Consider the following 25766-nt stretch of genomic DNA (forward strand, 5'->3'; position numbering starts at 1 on the left):
CACTCGTATCAAAGCCAAGACAAAGCAGATTAGCTCACTCCGATAGCGATCGCCACCAAGCCAGCCACTAAGAGCAATCCACCCCCAACCAACAGGGCTGCCCGTACTTTTTGCTGAGGTGTCCAAGGCTGCGCTTGATAGACCTTGGGTTCAATAGCAAAGTTGTTGAGGCGACCGCCCTCATCGGTGGTATAGCGCATCGAAACAAACCTCAATTCAGCGTTACAGTGCCGCTATTTTAACAAGCGAGCTTTAGGACTCTTGAGAATCCTTAACAATTTCTTGCAATTGACCATGGCGATCCAGACCCGCAACCAGCGACCGCGCCAGTAGATGCGATTGCCAAAACAGCCCCCCAGCCAAATCAGGAAACTCATCACATCCCGCAGGGGCAATAGCCACAACCAGAGCAACAGCCGCGGCGTGCCCATCAAAAGAATGCTGATCACGGCCTGCAACCAGCGAATCCCCTGCACCGTCAAAAAGAGCCCTAAGGTCCAAGGTGCCGGAAACAGACCCCACAGCAGGGCACTATAGACAGTGCCAAACATCAACACCATGCCAAAATACTGGTTGCCCCGATTGACACGAATACTGCGAGACCAGCGCAGTTCCCGTTGGATGGCTTGGCGCAAGGACTCATGGCCGCAGTCGTTGTCAAGAATATAGGTAGATAACTCCACGCGGTACCCCGCCCGCCAAGCCGCATATCCCAATTGATAATCTTCACCAACACGATTGAGGGCAATCTCAAAACCGCCAATTTTTTCTAGAACCTCCCGCCGCAGTAGCACGGTGGGTCCAATGGCAAAACGCAGTCCCCCATCCAGGCGCCGCGCAACGAGCACACTAGGGATAAAGTCTAAACACCGCCCGAGGGCGATAAAGGCGGCTCCTAACCTTTGGGGCTGGTGATCGATGTAACCGCAGGTAACGACTCCCACCTGCGGATCCGCTAACGGTTGGGTGAGGGTGGCTAGGTAATTGGACCCCACCCGCACGTCACTATCTGTTTCCACAACCACGCCATAGCGCGCATGGGCAAATAATTGCGATACGTTGCTGGTCTTTAGGTTGATGCCACGAATTTGGTTACAAAGATACCAACGGGCACGGTGGGGATAGGTTTGGCAAATTGCCTGCAGGACGGGTATGGCAGGATCATTGGCGTTTTGGACACCAAAGAGAACTTCGTAAATGGGGTAGTTTTGCTCACACAGCGAGGACCAATTTTGCCATGCCCTTGCCTCTAAGCCACACACAGGTACCAAGATCGAGACTGCCGGTAACATTTCTAGGGAGGCAGTTCTCTGCTTTGTGAAAAATTGCCAAGTGAGGGCCCCTGCAACAAGGTAGAAAAGGGCTCCTGTGCAGCTCAATAGGGTCAGGAGAACAAGCACGGGATTCATGGCCCAGCCGTAATCGTGCCACTTAGGGGTGAACTGGCGCTGGCATAGGCTTTGATGGGAATGCGACCCGCTAAGTAGGCAAGGCGGCCGGCAGTTGTGGCGAGGGCCATCGCTTTGGCCATTGCCGGCGCATTTCCCGCTTGGGCGATCGCCGTATTAATCAACAGGGCGTCGGCTCCCAATTCCATGGCAGCGGCAGCCTCACTGGGCGTGCCAATCCCCGCATCCACAACCACGGGCACGGTTGCCTGCTCAATAATGATTTGAATATTAGCAGCATTGCGTAAACCTTGCCCTGAGCCAATGGGGGAAGCCAAAGGCATGACGGTGACACAGCCCACTTCCTCAAGGCGTTTAGCCAGCAGGGGATCCGCATTGATGTAGGGAAGAACCGCAAACCCTTCTTTGACCAGTTGCTCAGCTGCCGCCAAGGTGCCAAAGGGATCAGGCAACAAATACTTGGGATCGGGAATCACCTCAAGTTTGACAAAGTTATTGTCTTCTTGACCCAAGAGCTTAGCCATTTCTCGGCCTAAACGGGCAACGCGAATCGCCTCCTCAGCGGTTTGACAGCCAGCGGTGTTGGGCAGTAGCCAGATTTTACTCCAGTCAAGGGCATCCACCAGCCCTTCGTGACCCGGGGCGTTGGTTTGAACGCGACGTACGGCTACTGTCACAATTTCGCAACCGCTTGCGGCAACACTGGCCTGTAGATCTGCAATGGAACGATACTTACCCGTACCGGTCATCAGGCGTGAACGAAACTGCCGCCCAGCGATCGTGAGCGGGGCATCTTCAATCAACAGCTCGGGGGGAGGCGCAGTCACCATGATGTACTTGTGAAACAGAAAGCACTAGGGTTTGCCTTTCTACGATATCAGGGTTACGCTCTTTGCTGCTGTGACCTTGGAAAACTTGTGGCATTATAGAGGCACCATAACTACAGGAGTGCAACATTGGTGCATGGCACATATTGGCAACAATGCCGCCATTCAGGCTGCCGATCGCCTGCTACGTCAATATGGGTTTGATTTGGATGGTTCCTCAGTTGAAGTTATCTTAGATCGCTGGTTGCGCCATTTTCCTCCCCGCTGGATTCGCCTTGCACTCATTGAAGCCCTTTATCTGGGGCGCTATAAGGCCATTTCTGTAGAGCAAATTTTAGAGCTGTGGCAACGGCGTGAGCAACCAATTTATCACTTCAACAGTGAGTTTGAAGCCATTATCTGCCAGTCATTGCCTATTAGTGTCCCCGAACCTACTTCCGCTCCCCTTTCAGAGACACCCAGCAAAACAAGAATCAGTGAATTTCACCCTGATTCAGCCTCTGAGCCATTTGTTACCAAGTTAACCAGTATTGTGCGGCAGTGGCAGTCCCAAGACTTCCTGGTGGAGCAGGGCGATCGCTCCTCCTAGGCCATTGCAGGTTATACTCTTTTGGGTAAGACTTGGCACCTCCACCTATGGCTGTGTTTGAAGGCACCTATCAAGTTCTGGGAACGCCTCGCTTTGGCATTGTAATTTCCCGCTTCAATGACCTAATTACGACCAAGCTGCTAGAGGGTTGCCAAGATTGTCTGCGTCGTCATGGCGTTGATCCCAGTCCCCATGGTTCTCAAGTGGACTATGCTTGGGTACCCGGTAGTTTTGAAATTCCCCTTGTGGCAGCTCAACTGGCCGCTAGTCGTCGCTATGCTGCTATCATTTGTCTAGGGGCCGTCATCCGTGGCCAAACCCCCCACTTTGACTATGTGGCTGCGGAAGTCACCAAAGGCATTGCCGCTGCCTCCATGCAAACGGGGGTGCCCATTATCTACGGCATTCTCACCACCGACACCATGCAGCAGGCCCTTGAGCGAGCAGGTATTAAAAGCAATAAAGGCTGGGAATATGCCCTCAATGCCTTGGAAATGGCAAACCTGATGCAAACCCTCGCCAGCGCCATCAATCCACCAACAACCAAACTCAGCCCCAGTGCTCGTGTTCTCACGGATGGGTAATCCCAAACGGTGAAGCAGAAATTGTCTTCTAGAGCTACCAAGGGCTACCAATCATCGTAAACCCTGCCCAAAAGTATGGATGAGAAAGTAGACGCCTACCTCCAGTTTGAACTTCTTGGGGCAAAGGAATCGAAAGCCCTCCCTGCAGTCCAGCACTGCGCAGATGATTCTCCTCAATCACAACCTGCCGGTGGATCATGGCAAGCTGGGCCTGTCGCAGGGCCTCTGCTTTAATCGGAGCAGTTCTCAACTGGCCATAAAATGCCGTCATCAAGGCCAGTGTCCCTTCATCACTGACATACCAAAGGCTGGCCACAGAACTCTTCACCCCCGCTTGCAGCGACAGTCCGGCAAACCCAAGTTCTGCGTTGATATCTCCTACCGCTGTGCGACAGGCACTCAGGGTCATGAGCTCTGTGGGTGGCCGGAATAAACGCAACTGCCGTAATTGAGCCATTGAAAGCTGCCTATCCCAAAACTGAATATAAGAATTTTGTGGCTTACCTGGATTAAATTCAGCATGGGTCGCCAGATGCAGGATAGGGTAGAGACTGCGCCGCCGCTGGCTTTCCAGGTTTGAGACCGTAAAAGCTTCATTGAGGAATACTTGCCCTTGACCTACCACTTGAGTAATTGTTTGTAGCTCGATAGGAGCTGCTGGCAAAGGACTTTGATCTGTGAACTTGGAGGCGCCCATTGCCAATACCGAGGCGTTTTGCAACGGCTGGTAGCGGGTATCCACCAAGTTGATACTGGGAATGAGAGCCAGGTTATAGCGTTCCACTAGAAACTGACCATTACGACCTATTGGACTATCACTAACTGTCGAGGAAATAAGATTTGACCCTGTGTGCAAAGCAGCCAGCGGCATAGTCCGTAACCCCTCATCAAGGGCAAAAACCAGCGTATTAATGCCTCGTGCTTGCAACTCAGGATCAACACTACCCATGATCCATTGGTAGAGCTGCTGCGCGAAGGGTAGATAGGATTCGCTATTGGTTTTTCTTGGATCTCGCACCTCTTGGTTAAAGGCAGCAATGACGCGACGCACTGTTTCTTGGGGCACTTGAACGGGTTGATAAATAGGTTCCCCTTGAGGTGTAATGATGAAAATATCTAACTGTTTAGGTCGCCAAAAGACATAGCTTAGCGCAGGTTTTTGACCTGTTTCTTGAGCTATACGCCCCAATAATTCTTTGATTTGATCAATATCAAAGAACTGTAGTCCCCCTTGGCCAGGAGTACTCAAAAATTCACCAAAGTACTCACTAAACTCAAAGGAATAAAGCTGCTGAAGCAGTTTGATAGCACTGTTGTAATCTCCCTGATCAAAAGCGGCACTGATTTGCTGACGGATGGTATCAACTCCGGGGAAGTAAACGACTTGAGCAGTATTCTGGGGCAGTTGAGTGCTTTGTATCTCCTGGCCAAGTAAAATTTGACCTAGATCTTCTTGAATTTGGGATTCTGGAGGTACTGGTGGGGGTGTGGGTGTTTCCGAGGGTGGGGATTCTGGAGGTACTGGTGGGGGTGCCTGAGAAACTCGATAGAGAAAACCAGAACCAGAAAATAGAGCAGGCTGAGGATAGGTGGCGTTGAATTGCTCTGAACCCGTGAGGCCGCCCTTGATATTAAGATTCGGGTCAGTTGAATAAACTAGCCAGCGACCGTTGGGGGTACTGAAGACATTTGGACCATAGTTGTTAATAAAGTTCTCTTGCGCAACAAGGACAATCGCATCCCCGGTCCCAACAGCAGAAATTGGCGCATTGAGAACAATATCGCCTGCTAATGTTTGCAGAAAAACATTGCGCGCTGTAATGCCCGTTGGGTTAACACTGCCAACGGTAAGGGAGCCGTTATTAACGAATCGAAGATCCCCAGAACTGTTCAACTGAGCAGCAAGTGTGCCCACTTGGTTATCGGGGTTAGTTAGAGTTGCACTGCCATTTTGTAGGAGCAAGCCCAAGCTGCCGGATCGGATAGGCGCGCTCTGGGTTAGATCACCACTGGCTAAGTTAAGGATTAAGGTATTGCCATTTGTGTTGATACCAGTAGTGAGACCATTGACACCATTGTTGAAACTGACGATACCTAGAGCGCCTTGATTACTCAAGTTCACATTGCCAGTGACATTTCCTGAGAGTGCCTGAAAGTCATTGTTGGCATTGTTGAGGGTGAAAGGTCCCTGTCCGAGGAGTTGGAGTGTTCCCCCAGAAATGGCATGGCTCCCCTGAGTAACGCCGCCACCGCTATTGAGTGTCAGATTACGACCATTGAGATTCGTCGCGCCAGAGCCATTGAAACGAATACCTTGGGAGCCTGGCGCAGGAGTTTGTAGGGCAAGATTGTAGTTGAGGCTGAAGGGGCGAACATCAATCAAACCAGTACCACTAGGGTGACCGATGGTAATTAATGAGAAGCCACCGGTGATTCCGTTGAGGAGAAACTGATTAACGATTAAGTCACCCGTCGCACCATCGCCAAGGCCAACAGGGGTAGCGGCATCAATCGGTTGAAAGATAAGGCGGCCTGCTCCGCCACTGTAGATATTTAGATTTAGATCATCTAGGTCACTAGAGACGTCAATCCCCCCTTGGGCTGCTAATGTAAGCACGCCATCTCGAACAGCTAGTGTCAGCCAGCCAGAGCCCTGCATGACCAGACCCTCATTACCACCCGTGCCGCGACCTTCAATGAGGATATTGCCATTGCCAGCCGTTGTGATTTCGGCAGGGTAGCTGGTATCAGTTGCTGCTTCTAAAAGAAAACCAACCCCGCCGGATTCGCCCCCTGTGCCCCTAAGGATGATGTTACCGCTCTCACTGTTAATGGATGTAGAGTAACTCCGAATACCGATACCCTCGTAATTCGCACCGCCAGTACCTGTAAGGGTAATATTCCCTGTCGTGGTTTGAATTTGTGACTCTTCAAGATAGATGCCAAAGTTGGAAAATACTTCAGAGCCTAAGCCGCCGCCCGTGCCGGTCAAGGTAAGATTGCCAGCCTCGGCCCTGATTGAGGAGTTCTGAATTGAGATACCATCCAAAACGGTAAAAACACTACCACCTGTCCCTAGAATGGTGATCTCCCCAGATCCGGAGGTGAGGATTGAACTGTTGCTGATCTCTACCCCCATAGTGTATTCACTGCTGCCATGAATCCTAATATGGCCACCACCTGCATTGAGGATAGAGAATTGGATATCAACCCCAGCATTGGCCGGGGTGACACCGATCGCTGGACTGGTGAGAGGATTAGAACCGCCCCCCAAAACAATATTGCCACCGTTAGAAATAAGTGAGACTGAGCTTAATTGAATGGCACCGGCACCGTTGTTATCAGCATCGGCATGGAGAATGATATTTAGTCGGCCTGCTTGTGATTGAATGTCATAATTAACAGAAATGTTATTTGCGGCTTGGAACGTTAGGGAGGCGTCGCCCCCTGCTGTCTTGATAATAGGAGCAGCAATAGAAATATTACCCTCTTGGCTTCCAGTATCACCAGTTGTGATGATGACACTAGTCCCGGAATTCAGAGCAGCTTCAATGGCGGTATTCCCAACAGAGGCATTATCACCTGTGGGGGTAAAAATATCAGGGTTGGCACCAGAAAATGTACCGTTACTGGTGCCGCTGCTAATGGTGACATTGCGTGGGTCAAGGAGCCATGTACCGGACTGACCATTAGCTGCAGTGGCATCTACTGTTCCCCAAACGCTCAGTAATTCTCGACCGGAGGTTTCAACAAAGCCCCCATTACCGCCAAGTTGACCGCCGCGTGCAGTGATAGTGCCGCCAAATTGAGTGCTGTTGTCTGCCCATGCAATGACGGTGCCGCCATTGCCTTGATTGACGGCATCCGCTGCAATCACGCTCCCACTGTTGATAAAGAGGTTACGGGCATTGAAGCTGCTATCCAGTCGATTGGTGCCTGTTGTTCCCCCGCGGTAATCGCCCCCTAAGAGAATCGTGCCACCACCGAATTGACCAGAAGCAGTTAAGTTGGTATTGATAAGGGCGATATGTTGACCGGTGATCGTGATTTTGCCACCAGTACCTATGGGATTGGCGACGGAAAGGCTGCCACTGATGACGGCGGTGTTGGTTGTGGTGGGGATTTTACTGGGGTCATGGACAAGGTGAATGGTGCCATCGGGGTTTTGAATGACGCTGTTGACGGGTTGTGAACCATTGCCGGTGAGTAAGCTGGGTAACTCCACAGCAGCGATCGCTCCTCCAGAGGGTAGTCGCTCCTGAGGAATCTCAAGACTGAGCAGCATTCCCTCTTGGGAGACCCGCACCATTCCTGTTTCAGGCACAGCTGTAATGTGGATATTGCCGGCGGGCGCTGCGAGTGTACCCGTATTGATCACTTGGTGTGCCATTAGGCTGAGGCTTTGACCGTTACCAACCCTCAGCTCGCCTTCATTGATGATGAGGCCTTTACTCAGGAATTCAAAGCCTATGGGCTGACCATTGAGGGCTGCATAGAGGTTCTGGCCATTGACATCAAAAACCCCTCCTTCAAACAGCACCCGTTGAGCGGTGGCGGCATGGAAAGCAGCGGGGAGATTCAAGCGGGCATTGGGGCCAAAAACGATCCCCGCAGGGTTGAGCAGATACAGGTTACTGTTGCCACCTGTGATTTGAATCAAGCCATTGATATAACTGGCGTTGCCACCATTGACGCCCGCAAGAATGTTGCGAATTTGCGGATTAGAGAGAAAGTTGACGATTTGGCCATTGCCAACATTGAAGTTACGGAAGAGGTGAAAGAGATTTTGACCATTCGCCGATAGGCTGCCACCGCTAATATCAATCTGTTGACCATTGTGGATGACGGTGGTGTTAGTGCCATTGATAGCTGGGGTGATCTGGCTGTAAACAGCGCCACTGCACAGTCCCCCAAAGGCTAAGGCAATGGTAAATAGATACCGTTGTAGAGTTTTCACGATTCTAGTCTCCAGATAATTCATCGAGTCGTGCCTCTGGAGACTCTTGTCGAGGAGTGCAGAGGCTGTGGTGGAAATTGGCAATAACCATTATAGGTAGAACAATAAAATTCCCAAAATGCTATGCTTTATTACTTCTCAATCCGCAACGATCATAGAATGAGCTTATATTCCTAGGAGTAATAGTCTTGGCACAGGGATTACGAGTTGGCATTTTAGGAGCCACAGGTGCGGTTGGCACAGAAATTTTGGCCATTTTGGGGGAACGGTCGTTCCCAGTAGCAGAGTTACGTCTGTTGGCTTCGCCTCGTTCAGCAGGTCAAGCCCTCTCGTTTCGTGAGACCGTGCTGCCTGTGGAGGCGGTGAGTGAACAGACCCTCAAAGGGTTGGATCTCATTCTGGCTTCGGCAGGGGCAAGTGTGTCGCGGCAGTGGCTGCCGATCGCGGTCAAAGGGGGAGCGATCGCCATTGATAATTCCAGTGCCTATCGCATGGAACCTAACGTTCCCTTAGTGGTGCCCGAAGTCAACCCTGAAGATCTAAAAACACACCAAGGCATCATTGCCAATCCTAACTGCACAACAATTTTGATGACGGTTGCGCTATGGCCATTGCATCAGGTGCGACCGATTCGGCGGATTGTGGCGGCCACCTATCAGTCGGCCAGTGGGGCGGGGGCAAAGGCTATGCAAGAACTCAAGGATCAAGCCCTCGATATTCTAAAGGGACAGCCACCGCGCACAGCGGCCTTTCCCTATCCCTTGGCCTTTAACCTCTTTCCCCACAATTCTCCCCTCAATGAACAGGGCTACTGCCAAGAGGAAATGAAGATGGTCAATGAAACCCGCAAAATTTTCCATGCTCCCCAGTTGCGGTTAACGGCCACCTGTGTTCGGGTACCCGTGTTGCGTGCCCATTCGGAAGCCCTCAATGTGGAATTTTTTGAGCCTTTTCCACTGCAGGAGGCCCGCGATCGCCTGCAAACAGCGCCGGGGGTACAGTTTGTTGAGGATTGGCAGCGCAACTATTTCCCCATGCCCCTCGAGGCAACAGGTAAGGACCCAGTGCTTGTGGGGCGGCTGCGCCAAGACATTTCAGAACCCAATGCCCTTGAACTATGGCTGTGTGGGGATCAAATTCGCAAGGGAGCGGCATTGAATGCGGTGCAAATTGCTGAATCCCTGATTGCCCAAGGACTGCTTTAACTCCCTTCACCAGTCATTGATCAGCAGGTTCAGGGGGCGATCGCCCAATATCAGGTGATGGCTCCCCCAGCCTTTCTAAGTAGGCTTCGAAGTGCTCCTGAAAATACAGCCACGAGGTCATATCTGCGCCCTCGCGGTATTCCCTGGGGGCTTCCCGGTATTGGGGCAGTTGCTCTAATTGCTCTTGGAGGAGAGGGGGCAAGTCTTCCACACTCAGGGCTTTGCAGCCGGTCGCGCTATAGATGAGATAACCGGGGCGATCGCCCATCTTCATCCAAGGCAACCAAGGACCCATCCGACTCCAAGACAAATGGACATCGGCAATGGTCGGCGTATCCTGTTGTAAATCGGCAGTGGCCACCGTTAGCTTAAAGAGTTCTGCTGCTTGGTAGATGGGTTGGGGGCTGTAGGCTTGAAACCGCTTATCCCTAGCCAAGGGATTGTCGTAGTAGGGAAACAGATCAAACTGAAACGTCGTGGTTCGCTCACTGACTTGAGCAGGTACCTCACGGCGAAATAGCCCCTGTACAGGATCATTGGCAACCGGAATCACGGGAACTACCTCGTCTGTCCAAGGATTGTGCCAGCGATCGCACAGGGATCCATTTTCTGGATCCAGATAAAACGTTAATTCACGGGAAAGAAAATACCACCCGCCCTCGGGATGGGGCAAACAGCGAGCGGCACTCATGCCAACCATGTTGAAGAGGTGACGGCGACGCTCTTGGGGAACAAAGCTATACACGGCTCCCTGCCATGCGATAAACGTCGTCTTGCCCTCCAAATCTGCCCGCACCCGCACCCAATCGCGAGCACTCAACCATTTTTGAATCAATTCAGCAGCGGGCATGGCTACTCCACAGGAATATTGGCAGCCTGCAATTGCACCTCCTGATTCGGATAGCTGGCAAGGCGCAGTGTTAAGGTTTTTGTATTGTTGAGGAGGCTTTTGGGAATAAGAATCGTGCCTTTGACCAGATCACTGCCGGCGGGTAATTCCGTCGGTAGGCCTTCGGTGAGGGCACTTAAAAGGTCACCTTTATCATTTGTGATTTCAAGGAAGGTGTAAATAAACTGCACCCTTTGGCTACTATCGTTTTTCAAGCTAACCTGCAGCGCTAAATCTTGGCCAAGGGTGTCCACACGGCTAATTTCTAGGCGCACCCCCTTGTCCTCAGCAACGATAGGCAGTGTCCGACTCACTGCGGGTTCCGCCGCTGGGGGTTCATTGGCAGTGGTGGGAGCAGGCACAATCTTGCGATCGCTAGCCCCTTTGGTCATTTCGGCAATGCGGGCTTTGGTTTGGGCAATGATCTGCGCCTCGTCAAGAATGGGCGATCGCTCCCCTTCAGTTTGATCATTGGCATTCACAGCATTGCCGAGGATGGGATTCACCACTGGCTGGGACACACCGCGCAATGAGTCTCGCCCTAGGTGGTAGCCAATAAAAGCCGTAACTAGGGTAATGGCGGTTGTTGTACTGATTAAAACAAGGGACGTGAGAATTCCGGGGTGAAGGACACGCAGCATTTTCCTACTCCACTGAGGATGGCTTCATTGAGGAAGAAACCGGCGGTAAGGGGGGCGGATGATTGGGGAGTGCAACGGTGGCGTCCACGTCTTCCTCAGTACTGAGGCGCGATCGCACACTCACAAGGAAGGTCTTGATCACCACGGCGATCGGAACTGCAATTAGAACCCCAACTAAACCCGAAGCCCTAGCGCCCGTTAGGATCGCCAAAAAAACCCACACCGGATTTAAGCCCGTAAAGCTACCAATGATCCGTGGCGCAACCACATTCTCCAAAAACTGCTGATAGAGAAAGGCAAACCCGACCACCTTAAGGGAGAGCCAAACATCCTGAAGGGCAACCAGCAAACTAATGGAAATGATCCCCACCGTGCCGCCAAAGGGCACCAAAGCCATCACGCCAATAATGACACCAAAGAGCAGTCCATAGGGCACCTTGAGAAAAATGAAAATCGTGGTCAAGCCAATCCCCATGCATAGCCCCAGTACCAGCTGACCAATAAAATAGCTCTCAAAACTGCGGCGTATTGTTTCTGAAACCGTGGGGCGGACCGTATTTGGCAGCCAACTGAGGAGACCCTCCCACAATTCATCACCATGCTGCAACAAATAAAACGTGAGCACAACCGTCAAAATCAGGTTAATCAGCACATCCACCGCACTGCTGAGGGTGCCCAAGATTAAATTCAGTGCCTCGCGAGCTAAGCTTTGCAATTGATCCTTAAGTTTTTCCAACAGTTGATTGGCAAGGGCATCCACATCCACCGTCACCGGTAGATTGAGGGAGTCCACCCACTGACCAAATTCCAAGAGTCGCCGTTGGCTGGAGTTAAACCATTCCGGCAGACGGGCAATGAGTTGTTGTGCCTGATTAAAGAGATTGGGCACCACAACCAAGGCAATGATGGCAATCAGTACCAAGGCGAGCAGAAAGACGAAAATTGCTGAGGGTCCGCGGGGGTTTCCCTGTTCCTCCATCCAGCGCACCGGGTAGTTCAGCAAAAAGGCAAATAGAGAGGCAAGGACAAGCACTGCCACCAGTGGCCCAAAGAACTTGAGAACGGTGGCAAATGCCCAGAAATTCAGCGTCAAAATTGGCCCTGCCAAGCCAATAATCAGAAACCGACTGGCAATGGAGAGGTGATTCCACCAGTGACCCGAGGCCGCAGGTTGGCTCATAGCTCTAAGCACAGTTGACGAAAGTGATCACCGCGTTCTTCAAAGTTCTGATATTGGTCAAAGCTGGCACAGCCAGGGGAAAAGAGCACGGTTTTGATCGGATACTGGGTCACCAGTTCAGCCGCCGCCGCCACTGCCCGATCCAGTGTCTCCATGATCTCATAATTTGTAAAACCGATCGCCTCGAGGCGCTGGGCAAACTGCGGTGCCGCTTCACCAATTAAGAGCACCCAAGCAGCTTTCTCCTGAATCAGGTTGAGCCAAGGGCGATCGTCCCCCTTTTTGGCCTGTCCCCCAGCAATAAGGATCACCGGACCTGTCACAGAGCGCAGTCCAATTTCTGCGGCATCATAATTGGTGGCTTTGCTGTCGTTGATCCACTCCACCTGTCGCCATTGACGAATCCGCTCTAGGCGATGGGGCACACCGGCAAACCCGGCCACCCCTTTGGCGATCGTTTTGGCGGGAATACCGGCTAAATGAGCAGTTGCCACCGCTAGAAGAAAGTTTTGCTGATTGTGTTGACCCGGCATTTGCAGGATATGGGTAGGCAGGAGGGGCTGATCCTGAAACCACACTTGATCTTCAGCAATGTAGATGCCCTGTTCAATCCCCTTGGGCAGGGCTGCTGCCCCTTGAGTACTGATCCACCATGCCTTGGACCAACGATTCACCATGTGCTGACGCAGATAGGGATCATCGCCATTGAGAATCACTTGTTTGGCACCGTTCATTAGGTGGGCTTTGGTTGCCACATAGGCGTCAAGGGTACCGTGGCGTTCCAAGTGATCCGGCGTGAGGGTTGTCCAAAGGGCAAATTGGGGTTGGAGGGGGGGGCTCGACTCTAATTGATAGCTACTAATCTCAGCAATCACCCAATCAAGGGCGCTAGCGGTCAAAGCCACTTCGCAAATACTCTTGCCGATATTGCCACAGGCGGGGGCATGGTACCCCGCTGCTTGAAAAATGGCAGCCGTGAGTGCGGTAGTGGTTGTTTTACCGTTGGTGCCCGTAATACATACCCAGGGCCGATGGGCCAGGGTCCGCCACGCAATTTCTACTTCACCGCGGATGGGGATGCCGGCTTGGCGAGCGGTAACGAGTGCCGGTGAGTGCCATGGTACCCCCGGACTAATGACAATTTCATCGGGAACATGCAGGCCAACGCTGACAAGAGTTTGCAAATCAAAGTCATAGTTGAGTTGAACGGGGATGCCTTCAGCTTGCAGCAGTTGCTGTTGAGATTGCAGCGCTGGAGTTTGACGGCGGTCACTGACCTCCACTTGCCAACCTTGACGTTTGAGTAAACGGGCGGCAGCAATGCCAGAGCGACCAAGACCAATCACATGAACAGTTGGCATAGTTAAGGGGGTGAATCCAATCGAGCAGGTACAGACTCGGGGCAGCGGCCACCAAAGTGCTATCCTCAAGGCCAATGGGACCGAAAGGCGATCGCTCCCGCTGAGGCTTGCAGCTTAAGTTCTATTATTTTCCCACCAAGTAGAGAACAATGCCTAGCTTACGCACAATTTGGCTCTGCGGTTTGCTATTGACAACCTGTGGCGGGTTCCTCTCCCTTGCAAGCAGGCCCGCGATCGCCCGCCGCCGCGAAGCCCCCAAAGTGGTGCGCGTCACCGATGTCCAATTGCAGAGTGAGAATATTGCGGGTGTCTGGTACCACCGCCTGACGGGACGCGTGCGCAATGAAACGGCCACACCAGCACGCAATGTTCAGATCTATTACGAAATCTATGACCCCACCAGCAAACGACTGCTGGCAGCGGGATTCACCCAGTTGCGCAATCAAGTGCTCAATAGCGAAGCAGAGGCGGAGTTTCTGGCACTTCCCAATGCGGGCGGACGGGTGAAAATTACGCTTGTGGAATGGCTGAGTGGCGATCGCGAGTACCGCTCGTTTCAGCAAATGCAGGAATTTTCCCAATAGGAGTGTGCCTACTGGGGTGTCTCACTGGAGGCGGGGGATTGAGGGGGTGTTTCCTGCACCCCAAAGGCCAGTACCCAGCCTTCAAGATTATTTTTAGTGCGAATCTTCAGCCATTCCCCATCCTCACTGCGCCCTAGGATCGTCACCACCTCATCAAAGGCCACACCCCCTAGGGCATTTGCTTCCCGACTGGGGCGATCGCGCACCCGCAAACCATCTCCATAGATCACTCGCCCTTCAGGATTTGGCCGCGCTGACTGAGTCGGGGTTGGTTCAGGCGTGGGTGAGGGTGAATTCGCTGAGGACTTTGCTGGCGTCGGTGGTGGCGAATTGTGTGCCTCCACCTCAGGACGCGGCGGTGGCCAGAGCAGGTTAAAGAGGAGGGGCATGATGAGGGCAGCAACCACAAGGGTCATCAGGCCTAAGCCCAAAAAAGTTCCCAAGAGCCATTGCAGCAGACGCACACCTGGTTTCATGATCTAACGTCCTGGGGGGGAGACAGGATGCGTGAGGCAAACCGTGCCCGACCCGAGGCCGCCCATTCTTGTAATTGGTGGACTTGTTCGCGAGCTGTCCGTGCCAAGGGGATAATTTCGCTGGCCGCGTGCAAGAGATCTTCGGTGGTAAAGTCGCGGTCTTGGCTAAAGGCAAGGTGCATTGCTTCAATGATACACTGCTCGATTTCAGCCCCGGAAAAGTCAATGGTTTCGTAGGCCAGGCGCTCTAGATCGTAGTTTTGCAGGCGATCGCGCCGCACGCGACTGAGGTGCACTTCAAAAATGGCGCGCCGCTCCTCCAGATTGGGTAGCCCCACAAAAAAGATTTCATCAAAGCGTCCCTTGCGCAGCAGCTCCGGAGGCAACACTTGGACGTTATTTGCCGTAGCCACCACAAAAACGGCAGAGGTTTTCTCCGCCAGCCAAGTGATAATCGTGCCAAAGACACGGCTGCTGGTTCCGCCATCGCCACGGCCATCAATGCCGGCAAAGGCTTTATCCATTTCATCAATCCAGAGAACACAGGGCGCCAAGGCTTCAGCAATTTGAATCATTTCGCGGGTGCGTGCTTCCGATTCCCCCACCAGGCCACCAAAGAGCCGCCCGACATCCAATCGCAACAGGGGCAAGTGCCATTGGTGGGCGATCGCCTTGGCTGTCAGGGACTTACCCGTACCCTGAATCCCCACCAGCAGCACCCCACGGGGATAGGGTAGCCCATAGCGCCGTGCCCGCTCGGAAAAGGCACCGCCGCGCCGCAGCAACCACTCCTTAAGGTTATCCAGACCGCCAATATCAGCAATCGTTTCTTGGGTGGGGTAAAACTCGAGAATTTGGGTTTGCCGCAGGATCTGCCGTTTCTCCTCCAAGATTAGATCCACATGGCTGCCGTCCAGCATACCGTGGAGGGCAATAATCCGACCAATCACCCGGCGAATCCGCTCCAGGGTCAAGCCCTGACAGGCACGGATCAATTCATCGAGAATCGGTTCTGGGGGAATGTTGCCAAGACTGTGGCAGAGCTTCACCAGTTCAAGGCGAATTTCCTCCCGTTGGGGCAAGGGAAACTCGACAACGGTAATCACATCCCGCAGTTCCGGGGGCAACTGCACCGTCGGCGCAAGCAAGATTAAGTTTTTGGGCTGGGACTTGAGTTGCCGTGCCAGGTTGCGCAGTTTGCGAGAGACCGCTACATCCTCAATAAAGCGATGAAAATCCCGCAGCAGAATCATGGCCGCTGCCGGTGGCGGTAGTTTTTCGACAAATTCAAGGGCAGTGAGGGGATTGCGCTTGGCCACTCCCAGATCATTGGGATTCCCCTGATACCCCTCGACAAAATCCCAAATGTAGATGGGGCGCTGATTCAGGCGATCGCTAATCCTATGCAGCGTCGCCTCAAGGCGTTCTTCCTCCGTTGTGGCCACATACAACAGGGGATAGCGTGCCCGCAGCAAGAGTTCAAGGTCAGACTGAGCACTCACGGCGATGGTTCTGCGCCCTCCAGAGCCGACTGTAGTTGCGCTAGCATTGCCCAGCGGTGATCCACGGGGGGTTCTGCGGGGGTGGGGGGGTGAATACCGCCACAGTGGGGATCACAGTACTTGGGATAGGGCAGGGCAAGGCACAGTTGCTGGTAGAGCCAATCTCCAAGATCAATGCGACCTGTGGCCGGCAAGGTCTCCACTAGATCATCGTCGGGCTGACTCGTTGGGCTTTCCGCCAGCCAAATCAGTTCACTGGTCGCACACTCTAGGCGGTGATTATAGTACTGCAAACAGCGATCGCAAGAGAGGGTGACAATGGTCTGCACACTGGCCCACAGTTCTAAGTAGGTGTGGCGGTGACTGGCAGTAACCATCCCTTGCACAGGAGTTAGCGTTGCCAAGTCTGGAAAATGGGTATCCACCCGCCACTCGTAGGTCTGGGCGGGCAGCCGCAACAGTTCAGGAATGCTTAGCCAGTGGATAGGGGTCACGTTAGGATCCTTGACTTATATCATAGAGTTCTTTCAGGAAACGGAAGCACTGCTCGGCCGTCATTGAGCTTGGCTGAAACGTTGCTGCTGGAGAGTATTTTAACCGCAGGCGCCGAATGGTGTCGCTATCCATCTCACCCAACTGCACCAGACGCATTGACCAATTGATAAAGGTTCGCTCTTCGATCCCCTTAAATTCAATAATTTCAGCGCTGTGGTGGCGGGGATCCTTAAGAATACGGGCGTAGGTTTCACTGACTTTCTGGCGATCGCCCTCAAGGGTTTGCAGAAACATGCCATTGCCATAGCACAGCATTCCCGTAATGCCATCGCGCACATTGTTCACCTCTGACTTGGCCATAATATCCCGCAGGTCTGGGTAGGACAACCCATCTGTGGCACAACTGAGATAGATTAGGCGATGTAGTCTCATGGGTTTTCTGTTCTCGATCGCACACAGTTGAGTTTTACTATCCCATAAAAGGGTTCTTTTCTTTAGCTGAATTTTGTTATTAGTATTTCTAAAGGATTTTTATTATTAGTATCTCTAAAGGATTGATATAGAACTCCCCTGTGTGGAATAGGCTGTACAGCCGCAGGCCATAGTAGCCAAGGTAAATGCCCCCCAGCCACCACCAGTTTTGAATGCGTTCATTGATGTAGCGAAAGGGGGTGTGCTGCAATCGTCGCCCTGCTTTTAGTTCAAGGGCCATCAATACAGCAGCCACTGTAAATGCGAGAAAGAGTATAGGGCCAAAGAGATGCATTCTCAGGGCATCTGCAAGATTGCCGCGAGCGATCGCCATAAAAGAACGAGTCAGGCCACACCCCGGACAGGGAATGCCCGTTGTTGCCCAAAACGGACACAGTAAGAAAGGCGGCGTTCCCGTATGGTTAAACAGTGCCGCTCCCACTAAAGGTGCCGTAGTCAGTCCCAAAAAGCCCCAACGGCTCAAGCGTTCCTGTTTAGATAAAACAGCATCAGAGAAGCGCAGCATCGGGTTCCTCAGCATTCACCACTAGTCGCTGCTCCCATTCTGCCGCAAAGGCCGCAAATCGCTCCTCTAAAATTGCCTGCCGTGCTGCTTGGGTAAAGCGAATCAGTTCTGTCACGTTATGAATTGAGAGCAGGGTATAGGCGAGGAGTTCCTTGGCACGCACAAGATGACTGAGGTAGGCGCGGCTAAATGTCCTACAGGTATAGCAGGGACAGGTTGGATCGAGGGGGTCATAGTCGCGGCGGAAGCGGGCATTTTTCAGGTTCCAGCGCTGCCCTTGGACAATGGCACAACCGTGGCGAGCCAGACGCGTAGGAATCACGCAGTCAAAGAGGTCAACACCGGCAGCGATCGCCCGCAGCATTTCTAGGTGCGTCCCCACACCCATGAGATAGCGCGGCCTATGGGCAGGCAGCAGGGGAGCTGTCGCCGCAACAATTTCATGCATGGCGCGATTGGGCTCACCGACACTGACGCCACCAATGGCATAGCCCGGCAAGTCGTAGGGCACCATGGCCTCAGCGCACTCCCGCCGCACATCGCCATAGACACCCCCCTGCACAATGCCAAAGAGGGCTTGATCGGTGCGTTCCTTGACCGCAAGACAACGTTCTAGCCACTGAAGGGTACGGCGAGTTGCCTGGATCACCACCTCACGGCTAGCAGGGTAGGGGGGACACTCATCAAAGGCCATGATGACATCTGCCCCCAAGGCCTCTTGAATGGCGATCGCTCGCTCCGGTGACAACTCAACGATCTGACCATCGTGGGGTGACCGAAACACCACCCCCTGATCGGAAATTTGCCGCATTTCACTGAGGCTAAAGACCTGAAACCCCCCCGAATCCGTGAGAATTGGCCCTGACCAGCCCATAAAACGGTGGAGCCCCCCCGCTGCAGCCACAATGTCTTCCCCCGGTTGCAGGTGCAGATGGTAGGTGTTAGCCAAGATCATTTGGGCGCCCGCTGCCTTCAGGTGTTCTGGAGTGAGGGTTTTCACATTGGCTAAGGTGCCCACTGGCATAAAACGCGGCGTTGCCACTGTGCCATGGGGGGTGTGAAACAGGCCGGCCCGGGCTTGGGTATGGGCACATCCCTGCTGGCAGACAAATTCAAACACGCTGTGGATCCACAAGAAGGCGTAAAAAATGTTACCAAATCCCTAGACAAACCCACAACCGCTGATCTATGATTAAAACTTGTGACCAAAAACGGATACTGAGTGGGAGCGATCGCCTCAACCCCCTTAAGTCCTTGGTCCCACTGATCCAGGGATGGCAGCGTGTTCGCAACTTGCAATCATAGCCTTGCCATCTTTACCTGCGCCTGTCCTTGATCAATGATGGATGCGCCCTGGGCGTCATCGTCTTGACCGTATAACTGCTGGGTCAATCCACTATTCCTAACTGTAGGAATCTGCCGAAGTGTAGCCTTGCGGCTACCTCTCGCTGTTTTGTTGTGATTCGTATTTTTAAGGAACGCGATCGTGACAGTTGGTATTTTAGGGACAAAGTTGGGCATGACCCAAATCTTTGACGAGGCGGGCCGATCTGTCCCCATTACGGTGGTACAAGCGGGGCCGTGTCCGATCACCCAAATTAAAACCCCCCAAACCGACGGCTATACGGCGATTCAACTTGCCTATGGCGAAGTGCGGGAGAAAAGCTTAACCCGCCCTGAGTTGGGCCACCTCCAGAAATCACAAACGCCTCCCATGCGCCATCTGCGGGAATTTCGCCTCGAAGATGCCTCCGCCTATCAACTAGGTCAGGCCATCACCGTTGATATTTTTAGTCCAGGGCAGCTTGTGGATGTCCACGGCACCAGCATTGGTCGCGGCTTTGCCGGCTACCAAAAACGCCACAACTTCAAGCGCGGTCCGATGGCCCACGGCTCAAAAAACCATCGTCTACCCGGTTCTACGGGGGCAGGGACGACACCGGGTCGTGTCTTCCCCGGCAAGCGGATGGCCGGTCGCATGGGCAACAGCGCGGTTACCATTCGCAAGTTGCAGGTGGTGCGCGTTGATCCTGAGCGCAATTTGATTCTCATTAAAGGGGCATTGCCGGGTAAACCGGGGGCACTGGTGAGCATTACCCCCGCCAAGGTTGTCGGTCGCAAATAGGGGCTGGAGAGTAGTTATGGTTGCATGTGTGGTTAAAGACTGGCAGGGTGCCGACAGTGGTGAAGCCACCCTTGATCTGGCGACAGCAAAACCTGAAACTGCCAGTCATATTGTTCATCGTGCCCTTGTGCGGCAGTTGGCCAACGCCCGTCAGGGGACCGTTTCCACCAAAACTCGTGCCGAAGTGCGCGGCGGCGGGCGCAAACCTTGGCGGCAAAAGGGAACAGGACGTGCCCGCGCCGGCTCGATTCGTTCTCCCCTCTGGCGGGGGGGCGGTGTGATCTTTGGTCCGAAGCCCCGCGACTATAGCCAGAAAATGAACCGTAAGGAGCGGCGGCTTGCCCTGCGCACAGCTCTGATGAGCCGTGTCGAAGATTTAATTGTGGTTCAGGACTTTGCCGCTCACCTGCCACGTCCGAAAACCAAGGAATTGGTGACGGCTTTGCAACGTTGGGGCATTGAGCCGGCGCAAAAAGTACTGCTACTGGATGCAGACATTACCGAAACGGTGGCACTCTCAGCGCGAAATGTGCCCACTTTGAAACTGCTGCGTGCTGATCAATTGAATGTTTTTGATTTGCTCTATGCCGATCGCATTGTTGCCACCACCGGTGCGATCGCCAAGATTCAGGAGGTGTACGGTGACTAAAGTCCAACCCCGCGCCCTTGCGGATCTCATCAAGCGCCCCATCATCACAGAGAAGGCCACAATTTTGCTAGAGAACAATCAATACACCTTCGATGTGGATCGGCGCGCCACCAAGCCGCAAATCAAGGCGGCCATTGAGGAACTCTTTAACGTTAAGGTGAAGGCGGTGAATACCTATCATCTACCCCCTAAGGAGCGCCGCGTGGGTCGGTTCGTTGGGCATCGTCCTCGCTATAAGCGGGCGATCGTCACCCTTGCCCCCGACAGCAAGATTGTTCTCTTCCCCGAAGTTTAACGGAGTAGATCATGGGCATTCGCGTTTACCGACCCTACACCCCCGGCGTTCGCCAAAAAACCGTTTCTGACTTTGCTGAAATTACCACCGACAAGCCCGAAAAGTCGCTGACCCGTGGCTTCAAGCGCGACAAAGGCCGCAACAATCGCGGTGTGATTACCAGTCGGCGGCGGGGTGGTGGCCACAAGCGTCGCTACCGCATTGTTGATTTTCGCCGCAGCAGCAAGCTCAATATCCCTGCCAAAGTGGCAACCGTGGAGTACGACCCCAACCGCAATGCCCGCATTGCCCTGCTCCACTACCGTGATGGTGAAAAGCGCTACATCATCCATCCTCGCGATTTGACCCCTGGCACGGAGATTATTGCCAGTCCTGAGGCCCCTATCGAAGTGGGTAACGCCCTTCCCTTGGGTAAAATTCCCTTGGGTACCAGCGTTCACAATGTGGAAATTACCCCCGGTCGCGGTGCGCAAATGGTGCGAGCTGCTGGTGCCATGGCCCAGGTGGTGGCCAAGGAAGGTGACATGGTCACCCTCAAGCTTCCTTCGGGTGAAGTGCGGCTCTTCCGGAAGGAGTGCTATGCCACCATTGGCCAGGTGGGGAATGTGGAAGCCAACAACATCAGTTTGGGCAAAGCCGGTCGCAATCGCTGGAAAGGTCGTCGTCCGAAGGTGCGTGGTTCGGTGATGAACCCTGTGGATCACCCCCACGGTGGTGGTGAAGGGCGGGCTCCCATTGGTCGTCCTGGACCTGTTACTCCTTGGGGTAAGCCCACTCTAGGTTACAAAACTCGCAAGAAGAAGAAACTCAGTGATGCCCTCATTGTGCGTCGTCGCAAGAAGTCTTCCAAGCGGGGTCGCGGTGGTCGTCAGTCTTAGGTTTTTGCGGAGAAGTTAGGTTATGGGACGTTCATTAAAAAAAGGCCCCTTTGTGGCGGATCATCTCTTACGCAAGATTGAAGCCCTCAATGAGCGCAATGCCAAGGAAGTGATCAAAACCTGGTCGCGTGCCTCAACAATTGTGCCAGAAATGATTGGCCACACGATCGCCGTCCACAACGGCAAACAGCACGTGCCCGTGTACATCACTGAGCAAATGGTGGGTCACAAACTGGGGGAATTTGCCCCCACCCGCAACTTCCGCAGTCATGTTAAGGGCGATAAAAAAGCCCGCCATTGATTCTCTTGTTCGCCTCTGGGATCGCCGTCTATGGTTTCTACCTCTTCTCCTACTGCCCGTGCCTGCGCCAAGTATGTCCGCATGTCACCCCACAAAGTGCGGCGGGTACTAGATCAACTGCGGGGTCGCACCTACCGCGATGCCCTCATTATGCTGCGCTTTATGCCCTATCGTGCCTGCGAGCCGATTACGAAGGTCCTGCGCTCGGCGGCAGCTAATGCCACCCACAATTTAGGCTTGGATCCCGCCACCTTGGTGATTAGTCAGGCCTATGCCGATCAAGGGCCTTGCCTGAAGCGGTTCCGCCCCCGTGCCCAAGGCCGCGCTTACCAAATTCGCAAACCCACCTGCCACATCACAATTGCTGTGGCGCCCCAAAACACTGCTGACGAATCGTAGAAGGATACCACCGTGGGACAGAAGATTCACCCAATTGGCTTTCGCCTCGGCATTACACAAGAACATCGCTCCCGCTGGTTCGCCGATAGCGATCGCTATCCCGAGCTCTTGCAGGAGGATCACCGCATCCGCACGTTTATTAACAAGCAACTGGCCAACGCTGGCATTGCGGAAGTGCGCATTGAGCGCAAAGCGGATCAAGTGGAGTTGCAAATTCGCACCGCCCGTCCCGGTGTCGTGGTTGGCAAAGGCGGCCAAGGGATTGAGGAATTGCGCAAGCAACTGCGGCAGATGCTTCCTAGTAACCGCACGATCAAAGTGAACGTGGTGGAAGTCAGCCGAGTGGATGCGGAGGCCAGCCTCTTGGCGGAATACATCACCCAGCAACTAGAGCGACGGGTGGCCTTCCGCAGGGCCGTGCGCCAAGCTATTCAGCGGGCGCAGCGAGCAGGGATTGAGGGGATCAAAGTCCAAGTGGCGGGTCGCCTGAATGGGGCAGAAATTGCCCGCACCGAGTGGACACGGGAAGGGCGAGTTCCCCTGCATACCCTCAGGGCAGACATTGACTATGCCTACCGCACCGCCCGCACGATTTATGGCATTTTGGGTGTGAAGGTGTGGATCTTTAAGGGTGAAGTTCTGCCGGGACAAACGGAAGTAGTTCCACGGGAAGCCACTCGCCGTAGCCCACAGCGCCGTCTACCCCAATTTGAAAATCGCTCTAACTAACAGGGAAGCTACCGATGCTAAGTCCAAAGCGTACAAAATTTCGCAAACAGCAGCGGGGTCGCATGACGGGGGTTGCCAGTCGCGGTAACTCCATCCACTTTGGCGACTATGCCCTTCAAGCCCTTGAACCTGCTTGGATCACTGCACGGCAAATTGAGGCCGGCCGTCGTGCCATGACCCGCTATATCCGCCGCGGTGGCAAAATCTGGATTCGCATTTTCCCCGACAAGCCCGTGACGATGCGGCCTGCAGAAACACGGATGGGGTCAGGGAAAGGGTCACCGGAGTACTGGGTGGCGGTGGTCAAACCTGGTCGCATTATGTATGAAATTGCTGGTGTGACAGAGGAGGTTGCTCGCGAAGCCATGCGTCTTGCTGCCTACAAAATGCCGATCAAGACCCGTTTTCTGGTGCGCAATCAAGACGAGCAACAACAGGAGGGTTAAGAATGGCACTCACGAAAATGAAAGATCTGCGGCAACTAACTGATCAAGAGGTGAGCGATCGCATTGCTGCGATTAAGAAAGAGCTTTTTGAGCTGCGCTTCAAAAAAGCCACTCGTCAAGAGGTCAAGCCCCATCAATTTAAACATCTGCGCCACGAGTTGGCACAGCTTTTAACCCTTGAGAATGAACGTCGCCGCAGTGGAGGTCAAGGCTAGTGGCAGTTAAAGAACGTGTTGGCGTTGTCGTCAGCGACAAAATGCAAAAAACCGTGGTCGTGGCCGTCGAAAACCGCGCCCCCCATCCCAAGTACGGCAAAATTGTCGTCAAAACCCGCCGCTATAAAGCCCATGATGAAAACAACGAAGCCAAAGTGGGCGATCGCGTGCGCATTCGGGAAACCCGTCCCCTGAGTCGCACCAAGCGTTGGGTCATTGCCGAGATTCTCAGCCCTCGCACTACCTAAGGAGAGCCAGCCATGATTCAACAGGAAACCTATCTCAATGTTGCTGATAACAGCGGCGCCAAAAAGCTCCTCTGCATTCGTGTGCTCGGGGGCAGTAACCGTCGCTACGGTAGTGTGGGCGATGTGATCATTGCCACCGTCAAAGATGCGACTCCCAATATGGCAGTAAAAAAATCCGATGTGGTTCGCGCTGTCATTGTGCGCACCCGCAAAACCATCCGCCGCGAAAGTGGCATGAGCATCCGCTTTGATGATAACGCCGCTGTCTTGATCAACCAAGATGGCAACCCTCGCGGTACCCGTGTCTTTGGCCCTGTGGCTCGCGAGCTACGGGATAAAAACTTCACAAAAATTGTTTCATTGGCACCGGAGGTACTCTAATGGCGGCCAAGAAAGCAAACAAAAAGCCCGTGCGCTATCGCATGCACGTGAAAAAAGGGGATATGGTTCAAGTCATCGCCGGCAAGGACAAAGCCAAAGTGGGTGAAGTCCTCGCCGTTTTTCCCAAAACCAGTCAGGTAATTGTCAAAGGAGTCAACCTGAAAACCAAACACATCAAGCCCCGCCAAGAGGGAGAATCGGGGCAAATTATCACCAAAGAAGCCCCGATTTACAGTTGCAAGGTGATGCTCTACTCCACCAAGCAAAACGTGGCCAGCCGCATCTGCTACACCTACACCGAAGATGGTCGTAAGGTACGGATGCTCAAGAAAACTGGCGAAATCATTGATTAGGTCTCACCTGTTTCCCCCTCTCTGACCCAGCCCAGAGAATGCCCCTAGGAGAAGCCCCATGTCCCAACGCCTCAAAGATCACTACAACAAAACCGTTGTGCCGCAGCTGATGCAGCAATTCCAGTACAAAAATATTCACCAAGTGCCCAAGATTGTCAAAGTGACCGTCAACCGGGGTCTCGGTGAAGCGGCGCAAAATGCCAAAGCCCTTGAAGCCACCCTGGCAGAAATTGCTACAATTACAGGCCAAAAGCCTGTGGTGACCCGTGCCAAGAAGGCGATCGCTGGCTTCAAAATTCGCAAAGGCATGCCGGTGGGGGTTGCTGTGACGTTGCGTTCCGATCGCATGTATGCCTTCTTGGATCGCTTGATTAACTTGGCACTGCCACGTATTCGTGACTTTCGTGGTGTCAACCCCAAAAGCTTTGATGGCCGGGGCAACTACACCCTAGGTTTGCGTGAGCAACTGATTTTCCCCGAGGTCAACTACGACGACATTGATCAAATTCGCGGCATGGATGTCTCAATCATCACCACTGCCAATACTGATGAAGAAGGACGTGCCCTGCTTAAAGCAATGGGCATGCCGTTCCGTGAGAACTAACGCCGGAGGCAGATTTTTAAGGAGCAACTATGGCAGTAAATGACACGATTGGCGATATGCTAACTCGCATCCGCAACGCAAACCTTGCGCGTCATCAAACCACCACAATTCCGGCCACGCGCATGACCCGCAGTATTGCGCAGGTCCTGAAAGCGGAAGGGTTTATTCGCGATTTTGAAGAGCAAGGGGAGGGCGTCAAACGGCATCTTGTGGTTTCCCTAAAATATCGCGGCAAGCAGCGCCAGCCGATTATTACTGCGCTCAAGCGGGTGAGTAAACCTGGTCTGCGCGTCTATGCCAATTCCCGTGAGTTGCCCCGGGTGCTCGGTGGCATCGGCATTGCCATCATTTCCACCTCAAGCGGCATCATGACTGATCGCGAGGCACGGAAGCAGGGCATTGGCGGCGAAGTACTCTGTTACGTTTGGTAAGTTCGGAGGAAGTCCC

The 25766-nt window shown here is 53.4% G+C and carries 32 protein-coding genes; 18 read left to right on the forward strand and 14 right to left on the reverse strand.

All coding sequences use genetic code 11. The annotated features are described in order from the left end of the window. Positions 1 to 29 precede the first annotated feature (29 nt). The 3 genes from psb34 to Q0W94_RS04125 are packed head-to-tail and all read right to left on the reverse strand — an operon-like array spanning position 30 to position 2239. Positions 30 to 200 (reverse strand): photosystem II assembly protein Psb34, encoded by a 171-nt coding sequence (psb34, locus tag Q0W94_RS04115; protein ID WP_024125547.1) that lies wholly within the window; start codon positions 198 to 200, stop codon positions 30 to 32. Positions 201 to 233: 33 nt separating this feature from the next. Next, complete coding sequence (locus Q0W94_RS04120; protein ID WP_297761507.1) at positions 234 to 1409, reverse strand: glycosyltransferase; 1176 nt, start codon at positions 1407 to 1409, stop codon at positions 234 to 236. Next, entirely contained in the window at positions 1406 to 2239 is an 834-nt protein-coding gene (locus Q0W94_RS04125; protein ID WP_297761511.1) for a thiazole synthase, read from the reverse strand. Before Q0W94_RS04125 ends, Q0W94_RS04120 begins: the two co-directional genes overlap by 4 nt. Before the next feature lie 133 nt (positions 2240 to 2372). Between Q0W94_RS04125 and Q0W94_RS04130 the strand changes: the two genes are divergently transcribed. Both Q0W94_RS04130 and ribH read left to right on the forward strand, forming a co-directional pair. Then, on the forward strand, positions 2373 to 2825 hold the full coding sequence (locus Q0W94_RS04130) for a hypothetical protein (protein WP_297761514.1): 453 nt from the start codon (positions 2373 to 2375) through the stop codon (positions 2823 to 2825). 47 nt (positions 2826 to 2872) lie between these two features. Continuing rightward, positions 2873 to 3409 carry a 6,7-dimethyl-8-ribityllumazine synthase gene (gene ribH / locus Q0W94_RS04135; protein WP_297761517.1) on the forward strand — a complete coding sequence of 179 codons (537 nt, stop codon included), beginning with the start codon at positions 2873 to 2875 and terminating at the stop codon, positions 3407 to 3409. A gap of 34 nt (positions 3410 to 3443) precedes the next feature. On the opposite strand, the gene Q0W94_RS04140 is transcribed toward ribH, so the two are convergent. Continuing rightward, complete coding sequence (locus Q0W94_RS04140; RefSeq protein WP_297761520.1) at positions 3444 to 8366, reverse strand: CHAT domain-containing protein; 4923 nt, start codon at positions 8364 to 8366, stop codon at positions 3444 to 3446. A gap of 182 nt (positions 8367 to 8548) precedes the next feature. Between Q0W94_RS04140 and Q0W94_RS04145 the strand changes: the two genes are divergently transcribed. Further along, positions 8549 to 9571, forward strand: a complete 1023-nt coding sequence (locus Q0W94_RS04145) for an aspartate-semialdehyde dehydrogenase (RefSeq protein WP_315863098.1) — start codon at positions 8549 to 8551, stop codon at positions 9569 to 9571. 13 nt (positions 9572 to 9584) lie between these two features. On the opposite strand, the gene Q0W94_RS04150 is transcribed toward Q0W94_RS04145, so the two are convergent. Genes Q0W94_RS04150 through murD form a run of 4 tightly spaced genes read right to left on the reverse strand, consistent with a single transcriptional unit; the run spans position 9585 to position 13642 of the window. Next, positions 9585 to 10421: a DUF1838 domain-containing protein gene (locus Q0W94_RS04150; RefSeq protein ID WP_297761526.1), complete on the reverse strand. Its 837-nt coding sequence runs from the start codon at positions 10419 to 10421 to the stop codon at positions 9585 to 9587. Positions 10422 to 10423: 2 nt separating this feature from the next. After that, positions 10424 to 11101 carry a hypothetical protein gene (locus tag Q0W94_RS04155; RefSeq protein WP_297761529.1) on the reverse strand — a complete coding sequence of 226 codons (678 nt, stop codon included), beginning with the start codon at positions 11099 to 11101 and terminating at the stop codon, positions 10424 to 10426. A gap of 4 nt (positions 11102 to 11105) precedes the next feature. Next, positions 11106 to 12281, reverse strand: coding sequence for an AI-2E family transporter (locus Q0W94_RS04160; protein ID WP_297761532.1), 1176 nt, complete (start codon positions 12279 to 12281; stop codon positions 11106 to 11108). Continuing rightward, positions 12278 to 13642 carry a UDP-N-acetylmuramoyl-L-alanine--D-glutamate ligase gene (murD, locus tag Q0W94_RS04165; RefSeq protein ID WP_297761535.1) on the reverse strand — a complete coding sequence of 455 codons (1365 nt, stop codon included), beginning with the start codon at positions 13640 to 13642 and terminating at the stop codon, positions 12278 to 12280. Before murD ends, Q0W94_RS04160 begins: the two co-directional genes overlap by 4 nt. A gap of 149 nt (positions 13643 to 13791) precedes the next feature. Between murD and Q0W94_RS04170 the strand changes: the two genes are divergently transcribed. Continuing rightward, positions 13792 to 14226 carry a hypothetical protein gene (locus Q0W94_RS04170; protein WP_297761538.1) on the forward strand — a complete coding sequence of 145 codons (435 nt, stop codon included), beginning with the start codon at positions 13792 to 13794 and terminating at the stop codon, positions 14224 to 14226. Positions 14227 to 14234: 8 nt separating this feature from the next. Here the strand turns inward: Q0W94_RS04170 and Q0W94_RS04175 are convergent, their stop codons facing one another. The 6 genes from Q0W94_RS04175 to tgt all read right to left on the reverse strand — a co-directional run bounded on the left by Q0W94_RS04175 (position 14235) and on the right by tgt (position 18816). Beyond that, positions 14235 to 14702, reverse strand: coding sequence for an SH3 domain-containing protein (locus Q0W94_RS04175; protein WP_297761541.1), 468 nt, complete (start codon positions 14700 to 14702; stop codon positions 14235 to 14237). Beyond that, positions 14699 to 16204, reverse strand: coding sequence for an AAA family ATPase (locus Q0W94_RS04180; protein ID WP_297761544.1), 1506 nt, complete (start codon positions 16202 to 16204; stop codon positions 14699 to 14701). The genes Q0W94_RS04175 and Q0W94_RS04180 overlap by 4 nt, the downstream gene beginning before the upstream one ends. Beyond that, on the reverse strand, positions 16201 to 16698 hold the full coding sequence (locus Q0W94_RS04185) for a DUF177 domain-containing protein (RefSeq protein ID WP_297761548.1): 498 nt from the start codon (positions 16696 to 16698) through the stop codon (positions 16201 to 16203). The genes Q0W94_RS04180 and Q0W94_RS04185 overlap by 4 nt, the downstream gene beginning before the upstream one ends. A gap of 1 nt (position 16699) precedes the next feature. After that, complete coding sequence (locus Q0W94_RS04190; protein WP_297060137.1) at positions 16700 to 17131, reverse strand: BLUF domain-containing protein; 432 nt, start codon at positions 17129 to 17131, stop codon at positions 16700 to 16702. 88 nt (positions 17132 to 17219) lie between these two features. Next, positions 17220 to 17696, reverse strand: coding sequence for a DUF2752 domain-containing protein (locus tag Q0W94_RS04195; protein WP_297761552.1), 477 nt, complete (start codon positions 17694 to 17696; stop codon positions 17220 to 17222). Continuing rightward, on the reverse strand, positions 17680 to 18816 hold the full coding sequence (gene tgt, locus Q0W94_RS04200) for a tRNA guanosine(34) transglycosylase Tgt (RefSeq protein WP_297761555.1): 1137 nt from the start codon (positions 18814 to 18816) through the stop codon (positions 17680 to 17682). The genes Q0W94_RS04195 and tgt overlap by 17 nt, the downstream gene beginning before the upstream one ends. 366 nt (positions 18817 to 19182) lie before the next feature. On the opposite strand from tgt, the gene rplC reads away from it, so the two are divergent. Genes rplC through rpsH form a run of 14 tightly spaced genes read left to right on the forward strand, consistent with a single transcriptional unit; the run spans position 19183 to position 25750 of the window. Then, the gene (gene rplC, locus Q0W94_RS04205) at positions 19183 to 19821 is read left to right on the forward strand and encodes a 50S ribosomal protein L3 (RefSeq protein WP_297761558.1); all 639 of its coding nucleotides are present in this window, start codon (positions 19183 to 19185) and stop codon (positions 19819 to 19821) included. 16 nt (positions 19822 to 19837) lie between these two features. Then, positions 19838 to 20470, forward strand: coding sequence for a 50S ribosomal protein L4 (gene rplD / locus Q0W94_RS04210; protein ID WP_297761561.1), 633 nt, complete (start codon positions 19838 to 19840; stop codon positions 20468 to 20470). Continuing rightward, positions 20463 to 20765 carry a 50S ribosomal protein L23 gene (locus Q0W94_RS04215; RefSeq protein WP_297761563.1) on the forward strand — a complete coding sequence of 101 codons (303 nt, stop codon included), beginning with the start codon at positions 20463 to 20465 and terminating at the stop codon, positions 20763 to 20765. Before rplD ends, Q0W94_RS04215 begins: the two co-directional genes overlap by 8 nt. A gap of 11 nt (positions 20766 to 20776) precedes the next feature. Then, positions 20777 to 21643, forward strand: a complete 867-nt coding sequence (gene rplB / locus Q0W94_RS04220) for a 50S ribosomal protein L2 (protein WP_297761566.1) — start codon at positions 20777 to 20779, stop codon at positions 21641 to 21643. A gap of 22 nt (positions 21644 to 21665) precedes the next feature. After that, entirely contained in the window at positions 21666 to 21944 is a 279-nt protein-coding gene (gene rpsS, locus Q0W94_RS04225) for a 30S ribosomal protein S19 (RefSeq protein WP_011055940.1), read from the forward strand. 30 nt (positions 21945 to 21974) lie between these two features. Then, positions 21975 to 22343, forward strand: a complete 369-nt coding sequence (rplV, locus tag Q0W94_RS04230; protein WP_011055941.1) for a 50S ribosomal protein L22 — start codon at positions 21975 to 21977, stop codon at positions 22341 to 22343. Between the two features lie 12 nt (positions 22344 to 22355). Then, a complete protein-coding gene (gene rpsC, locus Q0W94_RS04235) occupies positions 22356 to 23072 on the forward strand; it encodes a 30S ribosomal protein S3 (RefSeq protein ID WP_297761570.1) in 717 nt (238 codons plus the stop codon). Between the two features lie 14 nt (positions 23073 to 23086). Beyond that, entirely contained in the window at positions 23087 to 23518 is a 432-nt protein-coding gene (rplP, locus tag Q0W94_RS04240) for a 50S ribosomal protein L16 (protein ID WP_297761573.1), read from the forward strand. Between the two features lie 2 nt (positions 23519 to 23520). Beyond that, the gene (gene rpmC / locus Q0W94_RS04245; protein ID WP_297761576.1) at positions 23521 to 23733 is read left to right on the forward strand and encodes a 50S ribosomal protein L29; all 213 of its coding nucleotides are present in this window, start codon (positions 23521 to 23523) and stop codon (positions 23731 to 23733) included. Next, the gene (gene rpsQ, locus Q0W94_RS04250) at positions 23733 to 23981 is read left to right on the forward strand and encodes a 30S ribosomal protein S17 (RefSeq protein WP_297761580.1); all 249 of its coding nucleotides are present in this window, start codon (positions 23733 to 23735) and stop codon (positions 23979 to 23981) included. The genes rpmC and rpsQ overlap by 1 nt, the downstream gene beginning before the upstream one ends. A gap of 12 nt (positions 23982 to 23993) precedes the next feature. Beyond that, complete coding sequence (gene rplN, locus Q0W94_RS04255) at positions 23994 to 24362, forward strand: 50S ribosomal protein L14 (protein WP_126987913.1); 369 nt, start codon at positions 23994 to 23996, stop codon at positions 24360 to 24362. Next, positions 24362 to 24715, forward strand: coding sequence for a 50S ribosomal protein L24 (gene rplX, locus Q0W94_RS04260; RefSeq protein ID WP_297761587.1), 354 nt, complete (start codon positions 24362 to 24364; stop codon positions 24713 to 24715). Before rplN ends, rplX begins: the two co-directional genes overlap by 1 nt. Before the next feature lie 58 nt (positions 24716 to 24773). Further along, entirely contained in the window at positions 24774 to 25319 is a 546-nt protein-coding gene (gene rplE, locus Q0W94_RS04265) for a 50S ribosomal protein L5 (RefSeq protein ID WP_024125571.1), read from the forward strand. A gap of 29 nt (positions 25320 to 25348) precedes the next feature. Continuing rightward, positions 25349 to 25750 (forward strand): 30S ribosomal protein S8, encoded by a 402-nt coding sequence (gene rpsH, locus Q0W94_RS04270; RefSeq protein ID WP_297761590.1) that lies wholly within the window; start codon positions 25349 to 25351, stop codon positions 25748 to 25750. Positions 25751 to 25766: the final 16 nt, after the last annotated feature.

Source organism: Thermosynechococcus sp. (assembly GCF_025999095.1).
Lineage (GTDB): Bacteria > Cyanobacteriota > Cyanobacteriia > Thermosynechococcales > Thermosynechococcaceae > Thermosynechococcus.